Here is a 21,834-nt window from a genome sequence, read left to right as displayed (position 1 = left end):
GAGACGGGCCAGATCAGGTGTGATTTTCCAGTACAACACCTGCCAGATATAGCGACCCCAAAATCAAAACTCTTTTGGGTTTTGCAACAGCGTTCTTCAGAACGGCCAACGCATCATCCAGGGTTTCGCAGGCATATGCATTTGCGATTCCTGCCGTGGCGGCAGCATCACGCAACGTATCGGCGCTGTGGACTTCGTGATCTCCCGGGATCGGAATGCCGGCAAATGATGTGATATGAGGGGCCAGCGGTTGGAGAAATGCGACCGGGTCCCTGTTATCAAGCATTCCCATGATCGCGACGGTATCGCCTTTGGGCTGCCGGGACAGCCAGTCTGCGATGACTTCGGCAGCTGCGATATTGTGTCCCCCATCCAGAATAAGCTCGCACCCCTCAGGCAGAGCATCACAAAGTGGTCCGGTGAATAGCTTCTGAAGGCGTGCGGGCCAGCTGGCTTGGCTGATCCCACGCGCTACTATTGCCAAATCCGGCCCTGCGACATCGGGAATACCGGCGTAGCGTGCAGCGGTAATGGCGGTCGCGGCATTGATAAATTGATGGCGCCCCGGCAAGGCAGGCAAAGGCAAATCAAATTCTTCTTCGGTAATGCGAAGCGTAAAGCCGTCCTCGCGTTCGGCGGTGATGCCGAAATTCGTGATCAGGGAGCTGCCGATATCGTTGGCGTGGCGGGCAAGCGTATCAAAGGCCTCAAGGCTTTGAGGTGCAAGCACACACGGTACACCCGGCTTCATGATCCCGGCCTTTTCAAAGGCGATCTTGGCAATGGTATCGCCAAGGAAGCCCTGATGATCAAGCGAGATTGGTGTAATAACGGTCAGAGCCGGTTTATCAATCACGTTTGATGCATCAACCCGCCCGCCAAGACCGGTTTCAAGCAGGACAACGTCTGCCGGAACCCGTGAATAGGCCAGAAAAGCTGCTGCCTGGGTGATTTCAAAAAATGTTATCTGTTCGCCGTCATTGATTGCTTCGACTTCTTCAAGAAGGTCGCACAGCACGTCTTCGGTGATCAGTTCACCGGCCAGACGTATGCGTTCGTGAAAGCGAACAAGATGGGGGGAAGTCGATGTATGAACACGAAGACCCGCAGCCTCATAGATGGCACGCAGGTAGGCCAATGTCGATCCCTTGCCATTGGTTCCGGCCAGATGAATGACGGGTGGCAAATTCAGGTGCGGATTACCCAGCTTGGCGAGCAAGCGGGTAATCCGACCCAATGAAAGATCGATCACTTTTGGATGAAGCTGGCCCAGACGCGCAAGAATCGCGTCACTTCTTGGCGTTGTCACCTTCGGTCTCGGCCTTTTTCGCGGGTTTCTTCTTCGCATCCTTGATCGGAACGATCGCGGCACCCGGCTTGGTGCGGCGGATCATATCGATCAGGTGACCGATGGTTTCATTCAGTTCACCGCGCGGTACGACCATATCGACCATCCCGTGTTCCAGAAGATATTCGGCTGTCTGGAAATCATCGGGAAGTTTTTCACGAATGGTATTTTCAATCACGCGACGACCGGCAAAACCGATCTGTGCACCCGGCTCGGCAATCTGGATATCACCCAGCATGGCGAAGGATGCCGAAACACCACCGGTGGTCGGATCGGTTAGAAGGACGAAATAGGGCAGACCCTTTTCCTTGACCTTCTCGATCGCGGCCGTGGTGCGCGCCATTTGCATCAGGCTTAGAATGCCTTCCTGCATACGTGCACCGCCCGACGCCGGAACGATGATAAGGGCCGCATCCTGAACCGTTGCGAGCTCGGCCGCGGCAACGATGCCTTCGCCAACGGCGGTGCCCATCGATCCGCCCATGAAGGAAAAATCGAAGACCGCAACGACGGTTGCATGACCGCCGACATCGCCATGCGCAACAGCCAGGGCATCTTTGTAGGTTGCCTTGGCCTGTGCTGCTTTCAGGCGGTCGGTGTATTTTTTCTGGTCGCGGAATTTCAGCGGATCGACCGGAACGCTCGGCAGTTCTATGAGCTGATATTTGCCCTCATCGAACAGGAGTTCAAGACGGTCCTTGGCTGAAATGCGCATATGATGGCCGCAATGCTGGCAAACATGTTTGTTCTTTGCCAGGTCACGGTGGAAGATCATCTGTTCGCACGACGGGCACTTATGCCAGAGATTTTCGGGCACATCGGTGCGGCGAACAAGTTTCTGAATCTTGGGACGGACGAATTCTGTCAGCCACGACATATCGGATACTGATCCTTGGTTTTGCCTATATCGGTCATTTCACAGCAACGCACAGCATTAGTTGCGCGCGTTGCGTACCCCGTCTGCAAGTTCGCGAACAAGGCCTGTGACCATAGAGGCGGTCTTATCGGTGGCCTTGCCGTTTTCGTCAAGACTTTCGGCAATTTTTGATACGATTGCCGACCCGACCACAGCAGCATCAGCCTGCCGGGCAACTTCTGCGGCCTGGGTCGCGTTCTTGATACCGAAACCAACGGCAATCGGCAAATCCGTATGGCGACGGAGGCGTGCCATGGCTTCGACAATCTGGTCATTGGTTGCCGAACCGGCACCTGTAACACCAGCAACCGAGACATAATAAACAAAGCCTGATGTATTCTGAACGAGTTTCGGCAGGCGTTTGTCATCGGATGTCGGGGTTGTCAGTCGAATGAAGGACAAACCTTTTTCCACGGTCGGGACGCAAAGTTCGGCATCTTCTTCGGGCGGCAGATCGACGACAATCAGGCCATCAACCCCTGCATTGCGTGCATCTTCAAGGAATTCGGCAACGCCATAGATATAGATCGGGTTGTAATAACCCATCAGAATGATCGGCGTTTCGTGATCCTGGTCGCGGAAACCGCGAACCAGCGACAGGGTCTTGCGCATATGCATGCCGGCTGCCAATGCACGGATTGATGCTTCCTGAATGGCCGGGCCATCGGCCATCGGATCGGTAAATGGCATACCAAGTTCGATCACATCCGCACCGGCTTCGGGCAGGGCTTTGAGGATTTCAAACGAGGCTTCAGGGTCCGGGTCACCTGCGGTGATAAAGGTCACCAGACCGGCACGACCTTCTTCCCTGAGCTTGGCGAAACGTTTGGCAATGCGGTCCTGGCCGCCGATGATTGCGTCGCTCACAGTTCTACTCCCAGTGCTTCGGCCACGGTAAAGATGTCCTTGTCACCCCGGCCGCTCAGACACATGAGGATGATCTTGTCCTTGCCCATTTTCGGTGCTTCTTTCATCACCTGAGCGATGGCATGGCTGCATTCCAGCGCCGGAATGATGCCTTCGAGTTCGGAACAGAGCTTAAAGGCCTCAAGCGCCTCTTTGTCTCCAATCGGCTCGTACCGGGCGCGCCCGATATCCTTGAGCCAGCTATGTTCGGGGCCGATACCCGGATAATCCAGACCGGCAGAAATCGAATCGGCTTCCTTGATCTGGCCATCGTCATCCATCAACAGATAGGTGCGGTTTCCGTGCAAAACGCCCGGCTTGCCTGCACTCAGGCTGGCGGCATGCTTTCCGGTATGAATGCCGTGACCTGCTGCCTCGACACCGACAACTTCGATATCCTTGTCATCCAGGAACGGGTGGAACAGGCCGATCGCGTTTGAGCCGCCACCGACGGCCGCAATTACCTGATCGGGAAGTCTGCCTTCCTGTTCAAGGATCTGTTCTTTGGCTTCGTTGCCGATCACGCACTGGAAATCGCGGACCAGTTCCGGATAGGGGTGTGGACCCGCAGCGGTACCAATGATGTAGAAAGTATCTTCGACATTGGTGACCCAGTCCCGAAGGGCTTCGTTCATCGCATCTTTAAGCGAGCAGGAACCGGATTTGACCGGTTTGACCTCGGCCCCCAGAAGCCGCATGCGGAAGACATTTGGCGACTGGCGCTCGATATCCTTCGAGCCCATGTAAACCGTGCAGGGCAGGCCAAAGCGCGCGCAAACTGTGGCCGTTGCCACACCGTGCTGGCCGGCACCGGTTTCGGCAATGATACGGGTTTTGCCCATGCGCTTGGCCAGAAGGATTTGGCCAATACAGTTGTTGATCTTGTGCGCGCCGGTATGGTTCAGGTCCTCGCGCTTGAAATAAATCTTGGCACCGCCCAGATGTTCGGTCAGGCGTTCGGCGTAATAAAGCGGGTTTGCGCGACCGACATAGTGTTTCAGGTAATAATCGAGTTCTTTCTGAAACGCCGGGTCTTTCTTGGCATCCTTGTAGGCCTGCTCCAGCTCGAGAATCAGCGGCATCAGGGTTTCGGCGACAAAGCGGCCCCCGAAATTGCCGAAATGTCCATCCGGATCCGGAAGGGCACGATAGCTGTTAAGCGCGGTTGGTGCAGACGTCATAGGATTTCCCCGTGGATGGGCCGCGAACGGTGCCGCGACGGCAAAGACATGCGACAGTCATTTGATCAGCGAGAAGCCGCCGGTGTTAACGGGATTGGCAGCCTTAACGCTGGTTCCTTCTACCCGTGGCCGGGCAAAACGGATTAATGGGCTGCGTGCTCGGCCTGGGATTTGTCGAAAATATATTTCTTCGAGCAATAAGGGCAGACCACCTCGCCCTTTTCCTCAAGATTGAGGTAAACGGTGGGATGGCCAAGGTGGCCTTTGCCGCCGTCACAGGCAACATTGAGGCTGCCGACTTTGATTTCTTCGGTGATCTTCATATATCCAGCTTCCCAGTTAGCACAGGCATAGGTGTTACCATCGGTTGATCATCGACCTGAAGCAGGGCCAAGAGCCATTGACCCCGCTTTGATGGGGATGATACCGATTGCGCATATTCAATCAACACTTCCGCATGGTCTTAGCGCAAACAAGCCACGCGGAAAAGAGCGGAGATCACGCATTCATGACTGCAATGCCCGACTACGCCATCGAAGTCGAAGGGCTGACCAAGCTCTACAAGGGTGCGAACGGCGAAAAACTGGCACTGGATAACGTGTCGTTGAAAATTCCACGCGGTTCATTTTTCGCCCTTCTTGGTCCGAATGGCGCCGGAAAGTCCACATTTATCAATATTCTGGCCGGTCTTGTCACCAAGACAAGCGGTACGGCAAAAATCTGGGGCCATGATATCGAAACCGAAATGCGCGCTGCGCGGTGTTCTATCGGGATCGTGCCACAGGAACTTAATCTGGACGCATTTTTCACGCCGCGTCAGGCGATGGAATTGCAGGCCGGCCTGTATGGTGTCCCCAAACCGGAGCGGCGTACGGACGAGATTCTTGCCGCTCTTGGCCTGTCAGATAAGGCCGATTCCTATTCCCGCTCGCTTTCGGGTGGGATGCGTCGGCGTCTTCTGGTCGGCAAGGCGATGGTCCATATGCCGCCGGTTCTGGTGCTAGATGAACCAACTGCCGGGGTCGATATCGAACTGCGTCAACAGCTTTGGGCTTATGTGAAGGAACTGAACAAGGCAGGTGTTACGATTGTTCTGACCACGCATTATCTTGAAGAAGCCGAAGAGCTGTGTGACGAGATTGCGATCATCAATAAGGGCAATGTGATTGCCCATGAAGACAAACGCAGTCTTCTGCGCCGGATCGACCACAAAACGCTGGTTCTCACAGTTAAAAACGAACTCAATGCCGTGCCCGAGGAACTCACCCCTTGGGGGGCGGAGCTTAAGGCCGCAAACCAGATCGCGCTGAATTACCGGCCCAGCAATACCCAGATGGCTGAAATCCTTAACGCCATTCAGGGTTGCGGTCTCGCAATTACCGACCTGTCGACCGAGGAAGGCGATCTTGAAGATATCTTCCTGATGCTGACACGCGATAATGACAAGGCCCGTGCGGGTAAGGCTGCCTGATTTTTCAGGCAGTTGCCAGACCATTCAAAACCCTGCAAGTTTCTTGCAGGGTTTTGTTTTTTCCCCTTAACTTGGCTTTCAAACGCAAACCAGAATGACTTCGGGAGCAGCAATTAACCACATGTCAAAAACATTGTTGCGGTTTGTCGGGCTCGGGTTCTCGTTTTTTCTGGTGGCTTGCGCTCCGACTGTCATTCCTGCCGGTGATCCGGTTGGCAGCGTTAAAATTACCCAAAATGCGTTCATTGCATCTGACGGGGAATCGTTACCCTTGCAGCATTGGGGCCCGGTTGGCGATCCGGATGCGGTGATCCTTGGCCTGCACGGATTTGGCGATTACGCCAATGCATTTGACGAAGCCGGAACGACGCTGGCGTCTGATAATATTGCGCTTTTTGCTTATGACCAGCGCGGCTTTGGGCGCACTGCGACGCGACCTTTCTGGTCGGGAATACAAAGCCTCGTCAATGATGCGGCTGACATGCTGGTCACACTGCGTACGCAATATCCGGGTCGACCGGTCTATCTGATGGGGGACTCAATGGGCGGTGCGGTTGCAATTGTGACGGCGGCATCGCGGCCCTGGTGGATGGACGGGGTTATTCTGGTGGCTCCGGCAGTATGGAACCGCGACATGATGCCGTGGTATCAGACCGCACCGCTTTCTGTCATCTCACACAGTTTGCCTTGGTTGCCCCTGTCTGGGCAGGGACTTGATATCTGGCCCTCGGACAATATTGAAATGCTCCGTCGTCTGTCACGTGATCCGCATATGATGAAATCGGCACGGGTTGATATGGTTGCCGGTTTGGCTGATTTGATGGATTTGGCTCATCAGCGGGCAGGAGAAATTGATATTCCAACGCTTTTATTGTCCGGCGAACAGGATCAGGTGATTCCACCAGAGGCGACTGGTGCAATTGCGAAGGACATCAGGGCATCAAACCCGGACCGGAGTGTGGTTTGCCTGTTTCCTGATGGCTACCACATGTTGCTGCGTGACCTGAACGGACCAACGGTGATCGGCGATATCAGGCGCTGGATCAAGGGCGGTGCGGCTGCCCGGGATTTTTCGTGTACGCTCAATTGATTGCGTTTTGACCGCTGATCCCTGATCAGGTAGCATTTTTAATCAGTTGCATATGATTGCCAAGGTTGTTACCCGGGGCGACCGTCACGATATGGCACCTATTGCCGTTGTGTATTCGGTGGCATTTTCAGCTACGTTTTTCGGAGGATCAGGACCGGCATGCTAAGGACCGTTCGGGCGAAGTTCCTGGGTGTCGCGGCCTTTTTTGTCGTGTGGCTTGTTGTGGCTACCGGGTTCTCCGTTATCCAGTCACTTGGAATTAATGGCGATCTTGAAGCAGTGTCGCGCTATGTGACGCCGGTCAAGGATGCGCTTTCCGATGTTCGTTCCCGTCAGCTTGAACAGATTTCGCTGATCGACCGTTACATGCGTGTTGTCGAAAATGAAGGCCCGGATGCTCCCCTGTTAAGTGGTATCGAAATCGAGATTGATGCCAAGCAAACCCAGATCGAGCAGGCCTTTCGCAAGGCCTTTACCTCGGCAGCACTTGGCCGGGCACAGGCATCGGGCCATTTCGAACAAGGTGTATTGCTTGATCTTGATGTTCGTATGCGCGAATTCGCCGATATTGCCGCCCAGTTCAATCTGGGCGTTGAAAGGTTACTGAGCCGGGTGCGTGAAGGCGACCTTGATGACGCGCAGCGTCAGGAAAATCTTGTCCGCGGTATTCATCGCAACATTGTGCTTGATCTGCGCAGCGAGATTTTGCTGCTGGAAAAATATTCCAGCGAAACAGTCGAAAATGTCTCGGAGCGCGAAGATTTTCTGATCCAGGCCGAATTTATCATGATGCTGGCTGCGGTGGTGATCGGCATTTCCTTTGCCTACTATCTGGCGCAGGCGGTGGTCAAAGCTGTTCGCGATACGACCAATGCGTTGAACAGCGTGCAGTCAGGCAAGCTCGATACAAGCCTTGATTTCAAGGGCAAGGGCGATTTTGCCCGGCTGGCGGATGCCTTTAACCGCATGACGCGCGAATTGCGCGTACGGTTCCGTATGCGTGAACGGTTTGGCAAATATATTGATCCAAAGATCATCAATAACCTGCTGTCGCAGGAAACCGCGCTTGAAACCTCGCAAAAGCGGGTGATGACGGTCAGTGTTGTGAACCTGACCAATTTTGACTGGATGGCCGAACATATACCGCCCGAGAAACTCGTCGATTTTCTCAATGATTATCTGACCGCCATGACCGAACCGATTGCAAACCATAGCGGCATTATCGACAATTTTGTCGGGGATAGGGTGATCGGTTTCTGGGGCCCGCCCTTCTGCGGGGAAAAAAGCCACGCCGGGCATGCCTGTCTGGCAGCGTTGGAGCAGGTGGCACGCTTTAATGCGCTGAAGACCAAATATGCCGACCTGATCGGCGATCACGGGCTTGATATTCGTATTGGTATCGCGACCGGCGAGGTTGTCGTCGGCTCAATCGGGACGGATAAATCACGCGCCTATACGGTGGTTGGCGATTGCGTGAACTATGCCAACCGCCTTGAAAAGGCCAACCGTATTTACGGTACCCAGATTCTGGCTTCACATGAAACGGCCAGCATGGCAGCCGGCGAGATTGAGATGCGCGATCTGGACCATGTTGTACTGCTCGGGACCGAGCATGTAGTTTATCTTTATGAAGTGCTGGCACAGTCCGGACAGCTAAGCGACGAACGTCGCGACTGGCGCAAAACCTATGAAACCGCGATTGCGTTTTATCGCGAGGGCGATTTTGACAAGGCCCAACCTCTCTTCGAGGAAGTTCAGGAAGGCATCGGCAGCGATTTCGCCGCTCAGCTTATGCTCAATCGTATGGAACGTCTGCAGCGCCGCGAACAGGACCGGGAATGGAACGGGACGTGGATCGTTCGGGATCCCTATGAGCGACGCGACGTCGAAAGCTGATCGCAGTGATATGTCGCAACCAGAATTTAACCGAACGGGTGGCAAGGTGCTGATTGGCAGGGGCCGTCAAAAATCCTTGCCCGCGACGGACAAAACCTGTATCACCCAACCGCTCGGGCCGTGCTGCCCGATGCCCATTGCGCACCCGTAGCTCAGCTGGATAGAGCGTTGCCCTCCGAAGGCAAAGGCCACAGGTTCGAATCCTGTCGGGTGCGCCATTTTCTCCGGAATATTTTCAAACTGGCCTAAATAAGGGCTGGCAAAGCATGTCCTGATCATTAATCTGCATCCGGATCAATCGCAGACGAGATAGGTGGGATATGCGCGGATATCTTCATGATTTTGCCGGAACAAATGTGCTGTTCGCCATGGCGGCAAATCAGGAATATGGTCCCCATCTTGAAAAATTGTTCACGCCGCTGATGATCGGCATTGGTCCGGTCGAAGCTGCAATTAATCTGAGCTCTGTCTTGACGGAACTAAGATTGTCGGGTGATTTGCCTGATCTGGTGATTACTCTTGGATCGGCAGGTTCGCGTACGCTTGAGCAAGCGGAGGTCTATCAGGCCTCGACCGTTTCTTACCGTGACATGGATTGCTCGGCGCTTGGTTTCGAGAAGGGGATTACACCCTATCTGAACCTTCCGGCGGTTCTGGAGATGCTCCATCGTATTCCCGGCGTACCGGAAGCCCGTTTGTCGACGGGGGCAAATGTTGTATCGGGTGTCGCTTATGACGCGATTGATGCCGATATGGTGGATATGGAAACCTATGCCATCTTGCGGGTCTGTCAGAAGTTTGACGTGCCATTAATCGGTCTGCGCGGAATTTCTGATGGCAAGGAAGAGCTTAAAAAGCTTTCGGATTGGACAGCTTATTTGCATGTCATTGACGAGAAGCTAGCAGACGCGGTTGGCAAGTTGCTCAGGGCTCTTGAAAATGGCGAGATCATTTTGCCTGAACGGTAAGTGATCCCGCCGTATTTCACAGTCTGGCAGATCAACTGCCCGCGCGAATCTGATTCAGTGTCTTGATCGGGGTTAATGCCTGCGGATCAACCTGTACCTCGATAATCGCCGGTTTTCCCGAATTCATGGCACGCTCAAAAGCCGGGCCGAAATCTTCGGTCTTGGTGACGGTTTCGCCATGCCCGCCAAAGGCAACAGCGTAGGCCGCAAAATCCGGGTTGTGCAATTGGGTACCGGAAACGCGACCGGGATAATTGCGTTCCTGATGCATGCGGATGGTGCCGAACATACCGTTATTGACCACGATTACGATGATGTTCGCACCATACTGAACTGCTGTTGCGAATTCCTGGCCGTGCATCAGAAAACATCCGTCGCCGGCAAGGCAGATCGACGGCCGGTCCGGATGGGTCAGCTTGGCGGCCACAGATGCCGGAAGGCCATAGCCCATCGAGCCCGAAGTCGGTGCAAGTTCGGTACGATATTTGCCATACCGGAAGAATCGATGCAGGAAGGCGGCATAGTTGCCGGCCCCGTTGGTCACAATGGCGTCTTCGGGCAGGATTTCGCGAAGCTTTGCGACAACATGCGCCATCTTTACATCGCCTGGCGTATCAAGCGGGGTCGAGAATTTCAGATATGAAGCGTGGGCCGTTTCAATCTGTTCTTCACGTTCACTTCCATCCACCGGTTCCATCATGGCAATCGCACGGATGAATGATCGTTGGGATGCATTGATTGCGATATCAGGACGATAAACACGACCCAGTTCATCGGGGCCTGCGTAAACATGGATCAGTTTCTGTTTCGGGCAGGGGATTTCAAGCAGGCTGTAACCGCTGCTGGTCATTTCCCCCATGCGCGACCCGACAAGGATCACAAGGTCGCTTTCGCGAATGAATTTTGCCAGTTCTGGATTAATCCCGATGCCGACATCGCCAATGAAATGGCTGTGCGTGTTTGGGATATAGTCCTGACAGCGGAAACTGGTGGCGATCGCAACATTGTTTCGTTTTGCAAACGATTTAAGGTTTTCAGTGGTTTCTGCGGTCCAACCACCACCACCAACGATCATGATCGGCCGCTTTGCATCTGCCAGTGCGCCACGGAAACGGGCGACGTCTTCGGGGGCGGTTTTGGCTTCGATCAGGAAATAGGGTTTGGCATCGGCAACCTCGGCTGCCGAGGACAGCATGTCTTCCGGAAGCGCAAGTACCACCGGTCCGGGGCGGCCGGAGGTCGCGATATGATAGGCGTGGCTGATATATTCAGGGATGCGGTTGATGTCATCGATCTGGGCGACCCACTTGCAAAGCGGTTCGAACATCTTGCGATAGTCGACTTCCTGGAATGCTTCACGGTCGACCATGTCCCGTCCGATCTGCCCGACCAGAAGGATCATCGGGGTGCTGTCCTGATGGGCGACATGCACACCTGCTGATGCATTGGTGGCACCTGGTCCGCGCGTGACCATGCAGATGCCGGGCTTTCCGGTCAGTTTTCCGTGTGCCTCGGCCATGATGGCGGCACCGCCTTCCTGACGGCAGATGATTGGTTCGATATCTGGATGGTCGACCAGACCGTCCAGAACGGCCAGATAGCTTTCACCGGGAACAAGATAAACCCGTTCGCAGCCGTGAAGGGCAAGTTGATCGACCAGTATGCGTCCGCCGTGACGCATTTCCGCAGTATTAGACATTCGGGGCTCCCTGAAGATGGCGCATTGTCATGGTGAGGCGCTTTTGCGCGTGGCCGGATTTCAGCATGGTTAAACCTGCCCGTAAAGATGGGCGGCATGCCTAAACACGGTTTTTTCGTCAATTATTGCAATCGTTCCAGACTGTTCAGACGTCCGCAAGGTTCGCACGGCTGATAAGCCGGGTTGCTGCATTTGCAAAATGGGTGCGTGCAGCGATACGTGCGGCTTCGGCATCCTGCTCAACGATTGCTTCAAAAACCGCTTCGTGTTCGGCCAGAACCTCCTTGCGGGATTCAACGGCGATCATGTTCTTGATTGCAACGGAACGCAGGCTCTGATCAATTCTGCCATCCAGCATGCCAAGGAAATCGACGAAGAATCCATTGCCGCTGGCACGGGCGATATGGCGGTAAAGCTGTCTTTCGGCTTCGTACCGGCGTTCGCCATTTGCCTCACCGGATTTTTCAAGAGATTCCCGCATGATGGTGATCTGATCGTTCATCGCGTCAAGGTCGGCTTCGTTGCGATGTGCGGCGGCAAGAAAGGCGGCTTCGGCCTCGTTGCTTGTGCGCAATTGCAGGATCTGGGCAAGCTCCTTGCGCTTTGCGAAGCAGGCTTCGCCGATACGGAAAACAGTACGTGTGCCGGAATCGGAGACAAAGGCACCAACACCCTGACGGGAATTGATGATCCCATCGCTTTTAAGCTGCGAGATTGCTTCGCGGACGACGGTGCGTGCAACGCCAAAATCGTTTGCCAGTGCCTGTTCCGTTGGGAGTTTGTCGCCGGGTTTGAGGGCGCCATCGTCGATTTGCCGGGTCAGTCGCGCCGCGATTTCATCGGGGAGCCGACGTGGGCGTTCAAGCTTTTCGTAACGGGTTTCCACAAGCGTTTTCCATCAGCGGTTCGAAAGGATCGATTTCAGGTAACTCAAGTCTTGGCATAAGCGAGCCAGCCTGTCATCATTAAGTAATGTTGTCTGACAACATGACATATTGTGAGGCAAAAGGGTACAAACCATTTTGCCTGCGACAAGGAGGATCTTTCCAGCATGCTTTATGACGTCCGAACCTATTGCTGTTACCCCGGCACACTCAAAAAACAACTGGCTCTTTATGGGGAGTTCGGTTTCCCGGTGCAAAGCCGTCATTTGGGCGAGCCACATGCCTATATTGTAACGGAAACCGGGCCTGTGAATTCCTATGTCCATATCTGGGCCTATCAGGATGCCGCGGATCGGGAAGCCAAACGCCAGGCGCTGCAGGCGGATCCGGAATGGCAGAGCTATCTTAAGAAAAGTGCGGATGCCGGGCATCTTGTCAGTCAGGAAAACAAACTGATGGTGCCTGCACCGTTTTGGACGCCGCCTGCCCGCTGATCATCAGATTGTCGTCGTGGTCCTCCATTGCCTAGTCAAAGGCAAGTATGATTGCCAGTACCGGCAGGACCACGACGGACAGTAATGTCGCAACCAGCATGGTCGTTGCCGTGCGTTCCCGGGCGGTACCATAGGTGGTCGCCATCAGGACCGAATTTACCCCGGGGGGGAGGGCCGCGATCATTATTGCGGGTGCCATGATCCGCAGGGGTAAATGCAGCAGGCTGCCTATGATGAAAACCAGACCGGGCATGATGCATACCTTGGCAACAGCACCCGTAATGCTGGCCCCCAGATTGCCGCGCAGCTTTTGCCCATAAATTCCTGCCCCGATCAGCATCAGCGCAATTGGCGGCATCGCAGCTTTGAGCATCCCGAAAAATGTCGTCGCAACTGGCGGCAGGGTAATGCCCGAAGCCGCAACCACGATGCCGCAGATAATGGCAATAATGATTGGATTGCATATTTGCGCACGCAGGGTTTTGCCAAGAATGGCTGCCGGGTTTCCTGTTCTGTTGCGGCTCCATTCCAGAAGCAGGATCGTTGGTGTCAAAAGGCTGATGGCGTGAATGCATAATATGGTTGCCAGTACGAGCAACCCCTCATGCCCGAACAGTATATCGACAACCGGAATGCCGAGCATGCCGATATTGGAAAATATTGCACCAAAGGCCAGAACAATGGCTTCGGGTGTGCTGTTCTTCTTGTCTGCTCGCAACAAAATGAAAACGGAAATAGCGGTGAGGCTTACCGCACCGTAATAGGCAATCCAGATTGATAAATTGAACAGTTGGGAGACCCGGTTTGCTGAGATTGTCAGGAACAATGTTGCGGGGATGAGCGTCCAGAACGTCATCTTGGTCAGCCCATCAATCGCGGTTGCCCTGATCAAGCCGATTTTGGCGAGGGCAAAGCCTGCTGCAACCAGCAGAAAAATCGGTCCGAGCTGATCAATAAGGTTCAGCAGCATTGTATTTCCTGATCCACGTTCTTTTGAAATCCGGGATGAAAAAATGCCACCCGCCCCGGGAGGGGTATGAGGAAGGTGGCAAGTTCGGCAATCAATAGATCAGATTTTTGGTGTCTTTGGTACGCGGATGACCATGAAGTAGAAAAAGATAACCGTCAGAACGAGGAAGAAAAGACTGTCCGGACTGGTCAGGAATGTTAAGGGATTTCCGTCGTTTAAGGACAGCGCCCGTCTCAGATACTGTTCAAGATCCGGCCCAAGAATAAAGCCCAGCAGCAAGGTGACGGTGGGGTAATTCTGTTTGCGGAGGAAAAATGCCAGAATCCCGAAAACAAGTGCCAGCATCATCTGGAATGGGGAGTAGGTCGCAACGTAGCTTCCGACCAATGCAACAACTGCGATGCACGAATAAAGCAGTGCTTTGCGGATCGAGACGATTTTAACGAAGTACGGACCCAGCAAATACAGTGTCAGCGGGATAAGGATCAATGCACTGATCAGAAGCGACGCAAACATCGGCGCAATGAGATCAAGCTGCGTATCCAGAAGCCGTGGTCCCGGCTGAAGACCGTTGATGATCAAAACCCCCAGTACGATTGCCGTTGTCGGGTCACCTGGAATACCGAACATCAACATCGGCACAAATGCCCCGCCGCACATGGAATTGTTCGCGGTTTCAGCCGCGGCAATGCCTTCGCGCGAACCCTTGCCATATTCCCCGGGCTTTTTGGATTTGCGCATGGCTTCGGCATAGGAGACAAAGGCTGACATTGATCCGCCGGCACCCGGAAGGACGCCGATAAAATATCCGATCAATGCGCTTTTCAGATATGTGAAAAACCCGATTTCGCGGATTTCGTGCCAGCTTGGCAGGAAATCTTTGCGGCGGATTGGTGCCAGATTTCGGGTGTTGGCGTCAATTGTCAGTGGATCGCGGCTTTGCTGCGCCTGATACAGGATCTCGCTTATGGCAAAGGTGCCGATGATCAGAGGCATCATGTCGATGCCCTCGACCAGCGTTTCCGTGCCAAAGTTAAATCGTGCAATCGGCTGCATGACATCAATGCCGATCGTAGCGATCATAATGCCCAGCAGGGTGGCAATCGTGCCTTTGGCAATTGCATCGCGCTGGGAAATCACGATCACAACCAAGGCAAACAGAATAAGAGAAAACTTGCCCGGGGTTTGGATCAGAAGCGAAACCTTGGCGGCAACCGGTGTCAGCGCAATCAAAAGCAATGCACCGACAACACCGCCGATCATTGATCCAAGGGCGGCATGACCAAGTGCATTTGCACCTTGGCCCTTTTTCATCAAGGCATACCCCTCGATCGAGGTCATCATGGATGATGGTGCGCCAGGGATGTTGATCGTCGTTGCCGTGATCGAGCCTGCATACATGCCCGACATGAAGATCGACGCGCACATGACAAGTGCGGGAACAACATCAAGGCTGTAGGTGATCGGTAATAGCAGGGCGATGGCAAGAACCGATGTCAGACCGGGTACAGCGCCAAAGAACGTCCCGATCAAAAAGCCGATGACCATATAGGCCAATACTTCGGGCGAGGCGAGGGCGCTAAATCCGCCCAGAATTTCAAGAATGAAATTCATGGCAACAGGCCCTCCAGCATGGGCAATCGTACCTGGAAAATCACGGCAAACAGAACATAGAACACGGCAGTGATGATTGCCGAATATGCGATACGGCGGATTTGGCCGGTGTTTTCAAGCCTGAAGAAAAACAGCAATGCATAGACGTAAAGAAAGGTCGAAAGCGGGTAGCCCAGCGTTTTGAAAACCGTGATATAGATCGCGGTGGCAAGGACGATTTTGATGGCGGCCGCAAGGGATGGTTTGTCTTCTTCTTTAACTTCATCGCCTGCTGCGTCTTCGGTTGGGGCTGGTGCGCGCAGGATGTCGCGAAAAACAAAACCAAGTGCAACATACATCAGGATCGATGCAAGAACCGGAACGAACGACGGACCGACAAGCCCCTCATCAAATTGCGGGGTGATTTGTAGTGCTGTTGCAAGATAGACGGTCGTGATGATCAGAAGGAAAATAGGCAGAATAAGGTTGCCTTTTTTCACAGCAAAACTGGAAGATGACATTTAGGTGATCTCCGTTCCGGCGGTGGGCGACCAAAAATGACCGGGTGGCACCGGTTATTGGATGCCACTCGGCCGGTTTTGGGAGTTACTTCTTGATGACGCCTTGGTCGACCAGTGCCTGCATCTGATCAAACAGGGTTTTCTGGGTTTCCTCGGCCCATGCGGTTACTTCGTCTGTACCCAACCAGTTCGGTGAAACGCCGACTTTTGAAACCCATTCCTGGAATTCGTCACTTTCAAGGGCGGCCTTGTAGTTCGCTTCGACCTTTGCAATGACGTCATCCGGCGTATCGGCCGGTGCTGCCAGAACGATGAAGCTGCCGATCTGAAGATCGACACCCTCTTCCTTGGCAGTCGGCACATCCGGGAAGGTCGGGTTGCGGTTGTCCGAGAATTCAACAAGCCCGCGAACATCGCCACCTTCGATCAAGGCCGAAAAATCACCCATGCTGGTCGCGACAACGTCGACTTCATCAGATAGAATGGCTTCTTTCTGGGGGGCGGCACCACCCGGATAGGCGATCAGTTTGAATTCCGTACCGGTCAGCTGCTGGAATTGCAGCATCGCCAGATGCAGTCGCGATCCCGTATTCTGGATGCCGATTTTGATCTGTCCCGGATTTTCCTTTGCCGCGGCAACAAGATCATCAACGGATTTATAGGGCGAGTCCGCATCGACGATGATCGCATCAGGTTCGCTGGTGACGCGTGCAATCAGCTTCAGCTTATCAAGTTTGTAGGTCGGCAGAAGCCCCTGCCAGGGAACGGTGACGACGCTGTCATAGGTCAGTGCACCAAGGGTGTAGCCGTCCGGGCGCGCTTTCATGACCTGCATGATGCCGGTTGCACTGATGCCGCCTTCTATATTTTCGGCATAGATTGATTGACCGATATCCTTCTCGGCAATCGTGCCAAGTTTGCGGACAATGCCGTCCGTTCCTCCGCCGGCACCCCATGGGATGATCATCCGGATATCCTTGGTGGGGTAATCAGCGGCGAATGACTGGCTTGCAAAGCCGATGGACAGAGCAAGAGTCGCACCGGCGACTTTAAGAAATGATTTCATTTGTTTCCTCCTTGATCGTTTGTTGCCTGACATGTTGGGCAACAGATTTGTGTCGGACGGCGGCTTTTCGCTTCTTTTGCCGATGGGGTTGTGATTTTTAATTCGTCATATTTATTCTTATTTTCGAAATAGTCATCATATATGTGGTTGTCTGACAACTATAGTGAGGCGCTTTGCGGTATCATGTTTGCCAGCGCCCAAAGCGAGCTGTCAGGCTGGTGTTATAACAATATGACGTAATTTCAGACGACTGAACTCTAGAAAATAGAAGTCACGATGTAAATAACATAATATGAATTTTCAGGATTTCAGTTCTTTCGTGACCATGTAAGCCAGTAAAGTCAGGGAATAACAGATTCATCATATGAAATTGACCGATCTGAGTTTCAGATTTCAGGCACAGATCAAAAAGATGAAACTTGGCGTTGCCAACGCAACGTGGCCTTTTTTCCGTTGGCTGCTAATTTTTCCGACGGTAGCGTTCAAACCACTTGGCCATCATCGGTGCCAGAAGAACGATCTTGAAGATACGAACGATATGGTGGAAAGCAACAAAGCTTGGCTCGACATTGAGTGCCAGTGCAATCAGTGACATCTCTGCGACGCCGCCCGGTGCAAAGGCAAGCAGGACTGCGATATAATCCAGATCCAGCCAGTCTGAAACAAACCACGCCACACCGCCGGTAAAGGCAAGAATCAGTACCGTGGCAAAAATGGAATAACCGGCAAGGCGCGCGAGGAAGGAAAGTTTGACACCGGCAAAGCGGCTGCCGATGGCGGAACCAAGGATCAGAAGGCTTCCGGCCAGAAGCCAAGCCGGCAGATTGCCTTCGACGACACCGGTAACATGCAAAGCCATACTTGCCAGCATGGCTCCGGTCATTTCGGCTGCAGGAACGCCAATTTTTCGGAAGATCAGCACTGTTGTGATTGCGCAAAACGCAGTGATCAATCCTTCGGACAATGTCATCTGGATGGCATTGCTGTCGCCATGTCCGTTGGCGACGACACCCGTGATCAGAAGCACGATTGCAGGGGCAGACATCACCAGAAGCAAAACACGTAAACCCTGCGTCAGGGCAATTTCCTGTTCATTGCCGCCTGCTGCAGCGCCCAGAACCACCATCGGCGTCAAACCGCCCGGGGTTGCCGAAAACAGGGCCGTTGCGGGATCAAGTTTTGCGACTTTGCTGTAAAACCATGTGACAACAAGGGTGATGATGGGAACATAAAGCAGAACGGCGATCATACTGATTGGCCATCGTGCGGCCTGATCAAGGGTATCTGGGGTAAAGGATGCGCCCAGAAATATACCGATCACACCCAGAATGACCGACCGGAATCGCATCGGGATGCCCATCCGGACACGCAGCAGGCTGGCGACAAATGTCGCCAGCATTGGCCCCATCATCCAGGCAAGCGGCATATTGATGCTATGTGCGATCAACCCGCCAACAAGCCCGATACCAAGTGCAACGAACAGGTTTTTGAAAAATTTCGGGGTGAGGCTGCCGGAGAGGCGATTGATCCAACTGTCGTTTGCGGGCCTTTCCGGCGGGATGCTCATTATGCGTCGGCCTTGTTCTTGTTAATCTGATCAAGGAAGCCGTCAATCGCGTCACGCAGCCGGGCGGCTTCCGTGTTCAGGGTGTTTGTTGCCCGTGACACATTTTCCGATCCACTGTGAACGCGGGCGGTTTCCGTATCCAGTGCGCCAACGGCATCGGCGACGGTTCGCATGCCACCATTGGCATCATGAATGCTGGCTGAAATGCCGTTGGTTGATGCCTGCTGTTCTTCTACCGCCGCCGCAATGGCCGCGGCCGACTGGTCAACCTCGCCGATAACGTTGGCAACCGATTCAAGGGCGCTGACCACATTGTCCGTCAGACCGCGGATTTCTTCGACCTGTGCTGAAATATCTTCGGTCGCCCGGGCTGTCTGCGAAGCAAGATTTTTAACCTCGCCTGCGACAACGGCAAAGCCTTTGCCTGCGTCACCGGCACGTGCCGCCTCGATCGTGGCATTAAGTGCCAGAAGGTTGGTCTGGTTGGCAATGTCTTCGATCAGGGTAACGATGTCGCCAATTCGCTGTGTGGCTTCGGTCAGTTGCTCGAAAAGGGCGCGGGAATGTTCGCTTTCATTGCGGGCGCGTCCGGCAACCTCGGCTGATCGCTGGGCCTGTTGGCCAATTTCACCGATGGCTTCTGACAGGCTGGCGGTGGTTTGTGAAACGGCTTCGATATGGTGGAGCACAGTTTCGGAATGGTGGTTGGCATCGGCGGCACGTGCGGTTGCTGATGTCGCGATTTGCTCCATGTCGTTTGCGGAACCGTTAAGCGAACCGAATTCACGGTCAAAGCCGCCAAGGGCCTCCTGCACGGCGCGCTGGAAATTATCGGTTGCCGTAACCAGTTCAAGCTGGCGTTCGCGTTCGATCTTACGGACCCGTTCGCGTTCGTGGCGCAGGGTTTCGGCTTCTTTTGACTGGTCGCGCAGCACTGTTACCGACCGTGCCACGACACCAATTTCATCGCGGCGCTGAACACCGCGGATTTCGATATCAAGATCGCCCTTGGAAATCTGTTCGATCAATTGCGCAAGATCCGTCATCGGGCGCGAAATACGTCGCGAAACAAATACCGATACGATTGCTGCGATAAGGATCACGACAATTGCGACAATCACGAAAACCTTCTGAAGTGTCTCGGCCTGTACCTGGGCGTTGCCAAATGAGGTCGTGGCAACTTCCTGAGACTGCACGAGAATTTTTTGCAACGGTACTTGCAAAGCACGGAATGATTCATCGGCACGCGCAATAACCTCAAGCGCGCCATAGACATTCATCTCGCTTTCGATCAGGAACTGATCGACTTCGGCCATATAGGTGTCATAGGCGGTGGTGAATTCATCACCGCCTACTTCTGCCAGACGTTCGGCAAGCGGGGCCAGTTCAGTAGACAGATTACCGGCCTTTTCGCGAAGTTCGGGAACGGCTGCGGCGTTAATGCCGTTTGAGTCCCAGGTTAGAATTCGAAACAGCGTCCCGTGTGCCTCATTTAATGCATCACTGAGTGTCAGCGCATCGGAACGACGTTCATAAGCTTCGACGCGAAGGTTGTTCAGCGTTTCCTTTTCGCTTTCCAAGGTTAGAACCGTTGCGATACCCATCGCAATGATCACGACCATAAGAAAAACAGGAACCAAAAGTGTTTTGGGACCGATTGCCAGATTATCAAGAAAACGCATCGCTTCTGGATCCTTCGCGTCGAAGATTTTCTTGGTCTTACATTTCGCCGTCATTCGGAACGGCTTTGCGTTTGCGCAGCCATTGACGTGTGTTTCCGACAAGCGGAGCAAGCAGGAAGGCAATGCTGATCAGCAGGATAACCAGTGTGATCGGACGTTCCCAAAGGAAGGAAATCGAACCATCACTGATCATCAATGCACGACGCAGGTTTTCTTCCATCATCTCGCCAAGGATGAAGCCCAGCAGCATTGGTGCCATCGGATAGTTCAAAAGACGCAGACCAATTGCGATTGCCGCGGCCAGAACCATCAGGTGAATATCCATGGTGTTAAACGTCACCAGATAAACACCGATCAGCGAGAAGAACAGGACGAACGGAACCAGCAACTGCTGGGGCAGTGCCAGCAAACGCGAGATGTAAGGGATCAGCGGCAGGTTCAGGACCAGAAGGACAATGTTGCCGATATACATCGAAATGATGACCGACCAGAACACGTCAGGCTGTTCGACAAACAGACGGGGGCCCGGCTGGACACCATAGGAAATCAAAGCACCCATCATGACAGCAGTGGTACCCGAACCCGGGATGCCAAGCGTCAGAAGCGGCACGAACGAGCCCGAGCAAGCTGCGTTGTTTGCGGTTTCGGGTGCCGTCAGGCCACGGATCGAACCCTTGCCGAACTGAAGTTTTTCCTTGGCACTTGCAAGGTTCCGTTCAAGACCATAGGCGAGGAACGATGCAATCGTTGCGCCTGCACCCGGCAGAACGCCCGTAAAGAATCCAAGTACCGAGGAACGCGCGATGACAGGGGTCATTGTTTTGACCTCGTCTTTCGAGAGCTTCATCGATCCAAGATTCTTCAGTGCTTTCTGTTCGTCACTGCGTGTGTCTTTGGTAGGGCGCAGAATCTGCAAAAGGGCTTCGGACAGGGCAAATGTCGACATGGCGAGTAACAGGAAGCTGATACCGTCAACAAGATCCATGCTGCCAAAGGTAAAGCGCGCAACGCCGGCAGCCGGGTCGGTCCCGATTGTCGACAGCATGATGCCAAACAGCGTCATGGTGATCGCCTTAAGAACCTGGCCCTTTCCGGCAAAGGCCGAGACGGCAGTCAAGCCCAGAACCATCAGCGCAAAGTAATCAGCCGACTGGAAGGACAGCGAAACCGAAGCCAGTGCCGGTGCGGCAACCAGAAGGAAGATGGCAGCGATCGTCCCGCCCGAAAAAGAGGAATAAGCGGCAATGGCAAGTGCTTTACCAGCCTTTCCTTGCTGTGCCATCGGATAGCCGTCAAAAGCTGTGGCGACTGTTCCGGCAACACCCGGTGCGTTAATCAGGATCGATGAGGTCGAGCCACCAAAGATTGCACCGTAATACACACCGGCCATCAGAATCAGGCCGGTCGACGGATCAAATCCGTAGGTGATCGGGATCATCAGCGCAATGGCCGTGATCGGACCGAGGCCGGGCAACATACCGATAAACGTGCCGGCAAAGCAGCCGACAACAACCATCAGAAGGTTGATCGGCATAATAGCGGTCGTCAGACCGGAGAAAATTCCTTCAAGCATTTTTTTCGC

The 21,834-nt window shown here is 53.8% G+C and carries 19 protein-coding genes and 1 tRNA gene; 6 read left to right on the top strand and 14 right to left on the bottom strand.

Going from position 1 to position 21,834, the window contains the following annotated elements; translation table 11 throughout:
* Positions 1-13 precede the first annotated feature (13 nt).
* From R1T41_RS07190 to R1T41_RS07170, 5 genes are all read right to left on the bottom strand, one after another.
* Positions 14-1,309, bottom strand: coding sequence for a folylpolyglutamate synthase/dihydrofolate synthase family protein (locus R1T41_RS07190; RefSeq protein WP_317340900.1), 1,296 nt, complete (start codon positions 1,307-1,309; stop codon positions 14-16).
* Positions 1,290-2,225: an acetyl-CoA carboxylase, carboxyltransferase subunit beta gene (gene accD, locus R1T41_RS07185; protein ID WP_062950184.1), complete on the bottom strand. Its 936-nt coding sequence runs from the start codon at positions 2,223-2,225 to the stop codon at positions 1,290-1,292. Before accD ends, R1T41_RS07190 begins: the two co-directional genes overlap by 20 nt.
* Before the next feature lie 57 nt (positions 2,226-2,282).
* Positions 2,283-3,131, bottom strand: coding sequence for a tryptophan synthase subunit alpha (trpA, locus tag R1T41_RS07180; protein ID WP_097051810.1), 849 nt, complete (start codon positions 3,129-3,131; stop codon positions 2,283-2,285).
* A complete protein-coding gene (gene trpB / locus R1T41_RS07175) occupies positions 3,128-4,351 on the bottom strand; it encodes a tryptophan synthase subunit beta (RefSeq protein ID WP_062950188.1) in 1,224 nt (407 codons plus the stop codon). Before trpB ends, trpA begins: the two co-directional genes overlap by 4 nt.
* Positions 4,352-4,494: 143 nt before the next feature.
* Positions 4,495-4,674, bottom strand: coding sequence for a zinc-finger domain-containing protein (locus R1T41_RS07170; protein WP_007088596.1), 180 nt, complete (start codon positions 4,672-4,674; stop codon positions 4,495-4,497).
* A gap of 185 nt (positions 4,675-4,859) precedes the next feature.
* Between R1T41_RS07170 and R1T41_RS07165 the strand changes: the two genes are divergently transcribed.
* The 5 genes from R1T41_RS07165 (at position 4,860) to R1T41_RS07145 (ending at position 9,776) form a co-directional block, all read left to right on the top strand.
* Entirely contained in the window at positions 4,860-5,822 is a 963-nt protein-coding gene (locus tag R1T41_RS07165) for an ABC transporter ATP-binding protein (protein ID WP_097051809.1), read from the top strand.
* 121 nt (positions 5,823-5,943) lie between these two features.
* Entirely contained in the window at positions 5,944-6,912 is a 969-nt protein-coding gene (locus R1T41_RS07160) for an alpha/beta hydrolase (RefSeq protein ID WP_317340895.1), read from the top strand.
* 159 nt (positions 6,913-7,071) lie between these two features.
* Positions 7,072-8,808 carry an adenylate/guanylate cyclase domain-containing protein gene (locus R1T41_RS07155; RefSeq protein WP_209220693.1) on the top strand — a complete coding sequence of 579 codons (1,737 nt, stop codon included), beginning with the start codon at positions 7,072-7,074 and terminating at the stop codon, positions 8,806-8,808.
* Between the two features lie 141 nt (positions 8,809-8,949).
* Positions 8,950-9,026 (top strand) — tRNA-Arg (locus R1T41_RS07150).
* Between the two features lie 102 nt (positions 9,027-9,128).
* Positions 9,129-9,776 (top strand): 5'-methylthioadenosine/S-adenosylhomocysteine nucleosidase, encoded by a 648-nt coding sequence (locus R1T41_RS07145; protein ID WP_317340893.1) that lies wholly within the window; start codon positions 9,129-9,131, stop codon positions 9,774-9,776.
* Between the two features lie 31 nt (positions 9,777-9,807).
* Here R1T41_RS07145 and R1T41_RS07140 read toward each other — a convergent pair whose 3' ends face one another.
* Both R1T41_RS07140 and R1T41_RS07135 read right to left on the bottom strand, forming a co-directional pair.
* Complete coding sequence (locus R1T41_RS07140) at positions 9,808-11,475, bottom strand: thiamine pyrophosphate-binding protein (protein ID WP_317340891.1); 1,668 nt, start codon at positions 11,473-11,475, stop codon at positions 9,808-9,810.
* Between the two features lie 145 nt (positions 11,476-11,620).
* A complete protein-coding gene (locus R1T41_RS07135; RefSeq protein WP_247794831.1) occupies positions 11,621-12,361 on the bottom strand; it encodes a FadR/GntR family transcriptional regulator in 741 nt (246 codons plus the stop codon).
* A gap of 165 nt (positions 12,362-12,526) precedes the next feature.
* Here R1T41_RS07135 and R1T41_RS07130 point away from each other — a divergent pair, with 165 nt between their 5' ends.
* Positions 12,527-12,853, top strand: coding sequence for an NIPSNAP family protein (locus R1T41_RS07130; protein WP_247794830.1), 327 nt, complete (start codon positions 12,527-12,529; stop codon positions 12,851-12,853).
* Between the two features lie 31 nt (positions 12,854-12,884).
* Here R1T41_RS07130 and R1T41_RS07125 read toward each other — a convergent pair whose 3' ends face one another.
* From R1T41_RS07125 to R1T41_RS07095, 7 genes are all read right to left on the bottom strand, one after another.
* Complete coding sequence (locus R1T41_RS07125; protein WP_317340888.1) at positions 12,885-13,823, bottom strand: AEC family transporter; 939 nt, start codon at positions 13,821-13,823, stop codon at positions 12,885-12,887.
* A gap of 99 nt (positions 13,824-13,922) precedes the next feature.
* Complete coding sequence (locus tag R1T41_RS07120; RefSeq protein ID WP_317340886.1) at positions 13,923-15,437, bottom strand: tripartite tricarboxylate transporter permease; 1,515 nt, start codon at positions 15,435-15,437, stop codon at positions 13,923-13,925.
* On the bottom strand, positions 15,434-15,937 hold the full coding sequence (locus R1T41_RS07115; protein ID WP_317340884.1) for a tripartite tricarboxylate transporter TctB family protein: 504 nt from the start codon (positions 15,935-15,937) through the stop codon (positions 15,434-15,436). Before R1T41_RS07115 ends, R1T41_RS07120 begins: the two co-directional genes overlap by 4 nt.
* A gap of 85 nt (positions 15,938-16,022) precedes the next feature.
* Complete coding sequence (locus R1T41_RS07110; protein ID WP_062950266.1) at positions 16,023-17,003, bottom strand: Bug family tripartite tricarboxylate transporter substrate binding protein; 981 nt, start codon at positions 17,001-17,003, stop codon at positions 16,023-16,025.
* A 460-nt stretch (positions 17,004-17,463) separates the two neighbouring features.
* The gene (locus R1T41_RS07105) at positions 17,464-18,570 is read right to left on the bottom strand and encodes an AbrB family transcriptional regulator (protein WP_317340882.1); all 1,107 of its coding nucleotides are present in this window, start codon (positions 18,568-18,570) and stop codon (positions 17,464-17,466) included.
* Positions 18,570-20,252 carry a methyl-accepting chemotaxis protein gene (locus R1T41_RS07100; RefSeq protein WP_317340880.1) on the bottom strand — a complete coding sequence of 561 codons (1,683 nt, stop codon included), beginning with the start codon at positions 20,250-20,252 and terminating at the stop codon, positions 18,570-18,572. The genes R1T41_RS07105 and R1T41_RS07100 overlap by 1 nt, the downstream gene beginning before the upstream one ends.
* Positions 20,253-20,289: 37 nt before the next feature.
* Complete coding sequence (locus R1T41_RS07095) at positions 20,290-21,825, bottom strand: tripartite tricarboxylate transporter permease (protein WP_062950279.1); 1,536 nt, start codon at positions 21,823-21,825, stop codon at positions 20,290-20,292.
* Positions 21,826-21,834 lie beyond the last annotated feature (9 nt).

Origin of the sequence: Thalassospira lucentensis (assembly GCF_032921865.1) — a bacterium.
GTDB classification, from domain to species: Bacteria; Pseudomonadota; Alphaproteobacteria; order Rhodospirillales; family Thalassospiraceae; genus Thalassospira; species Thalassospira lucentensis_A.
This window is presented reverse-complemented; position numbering and strand designations above follow the sequence as displayed.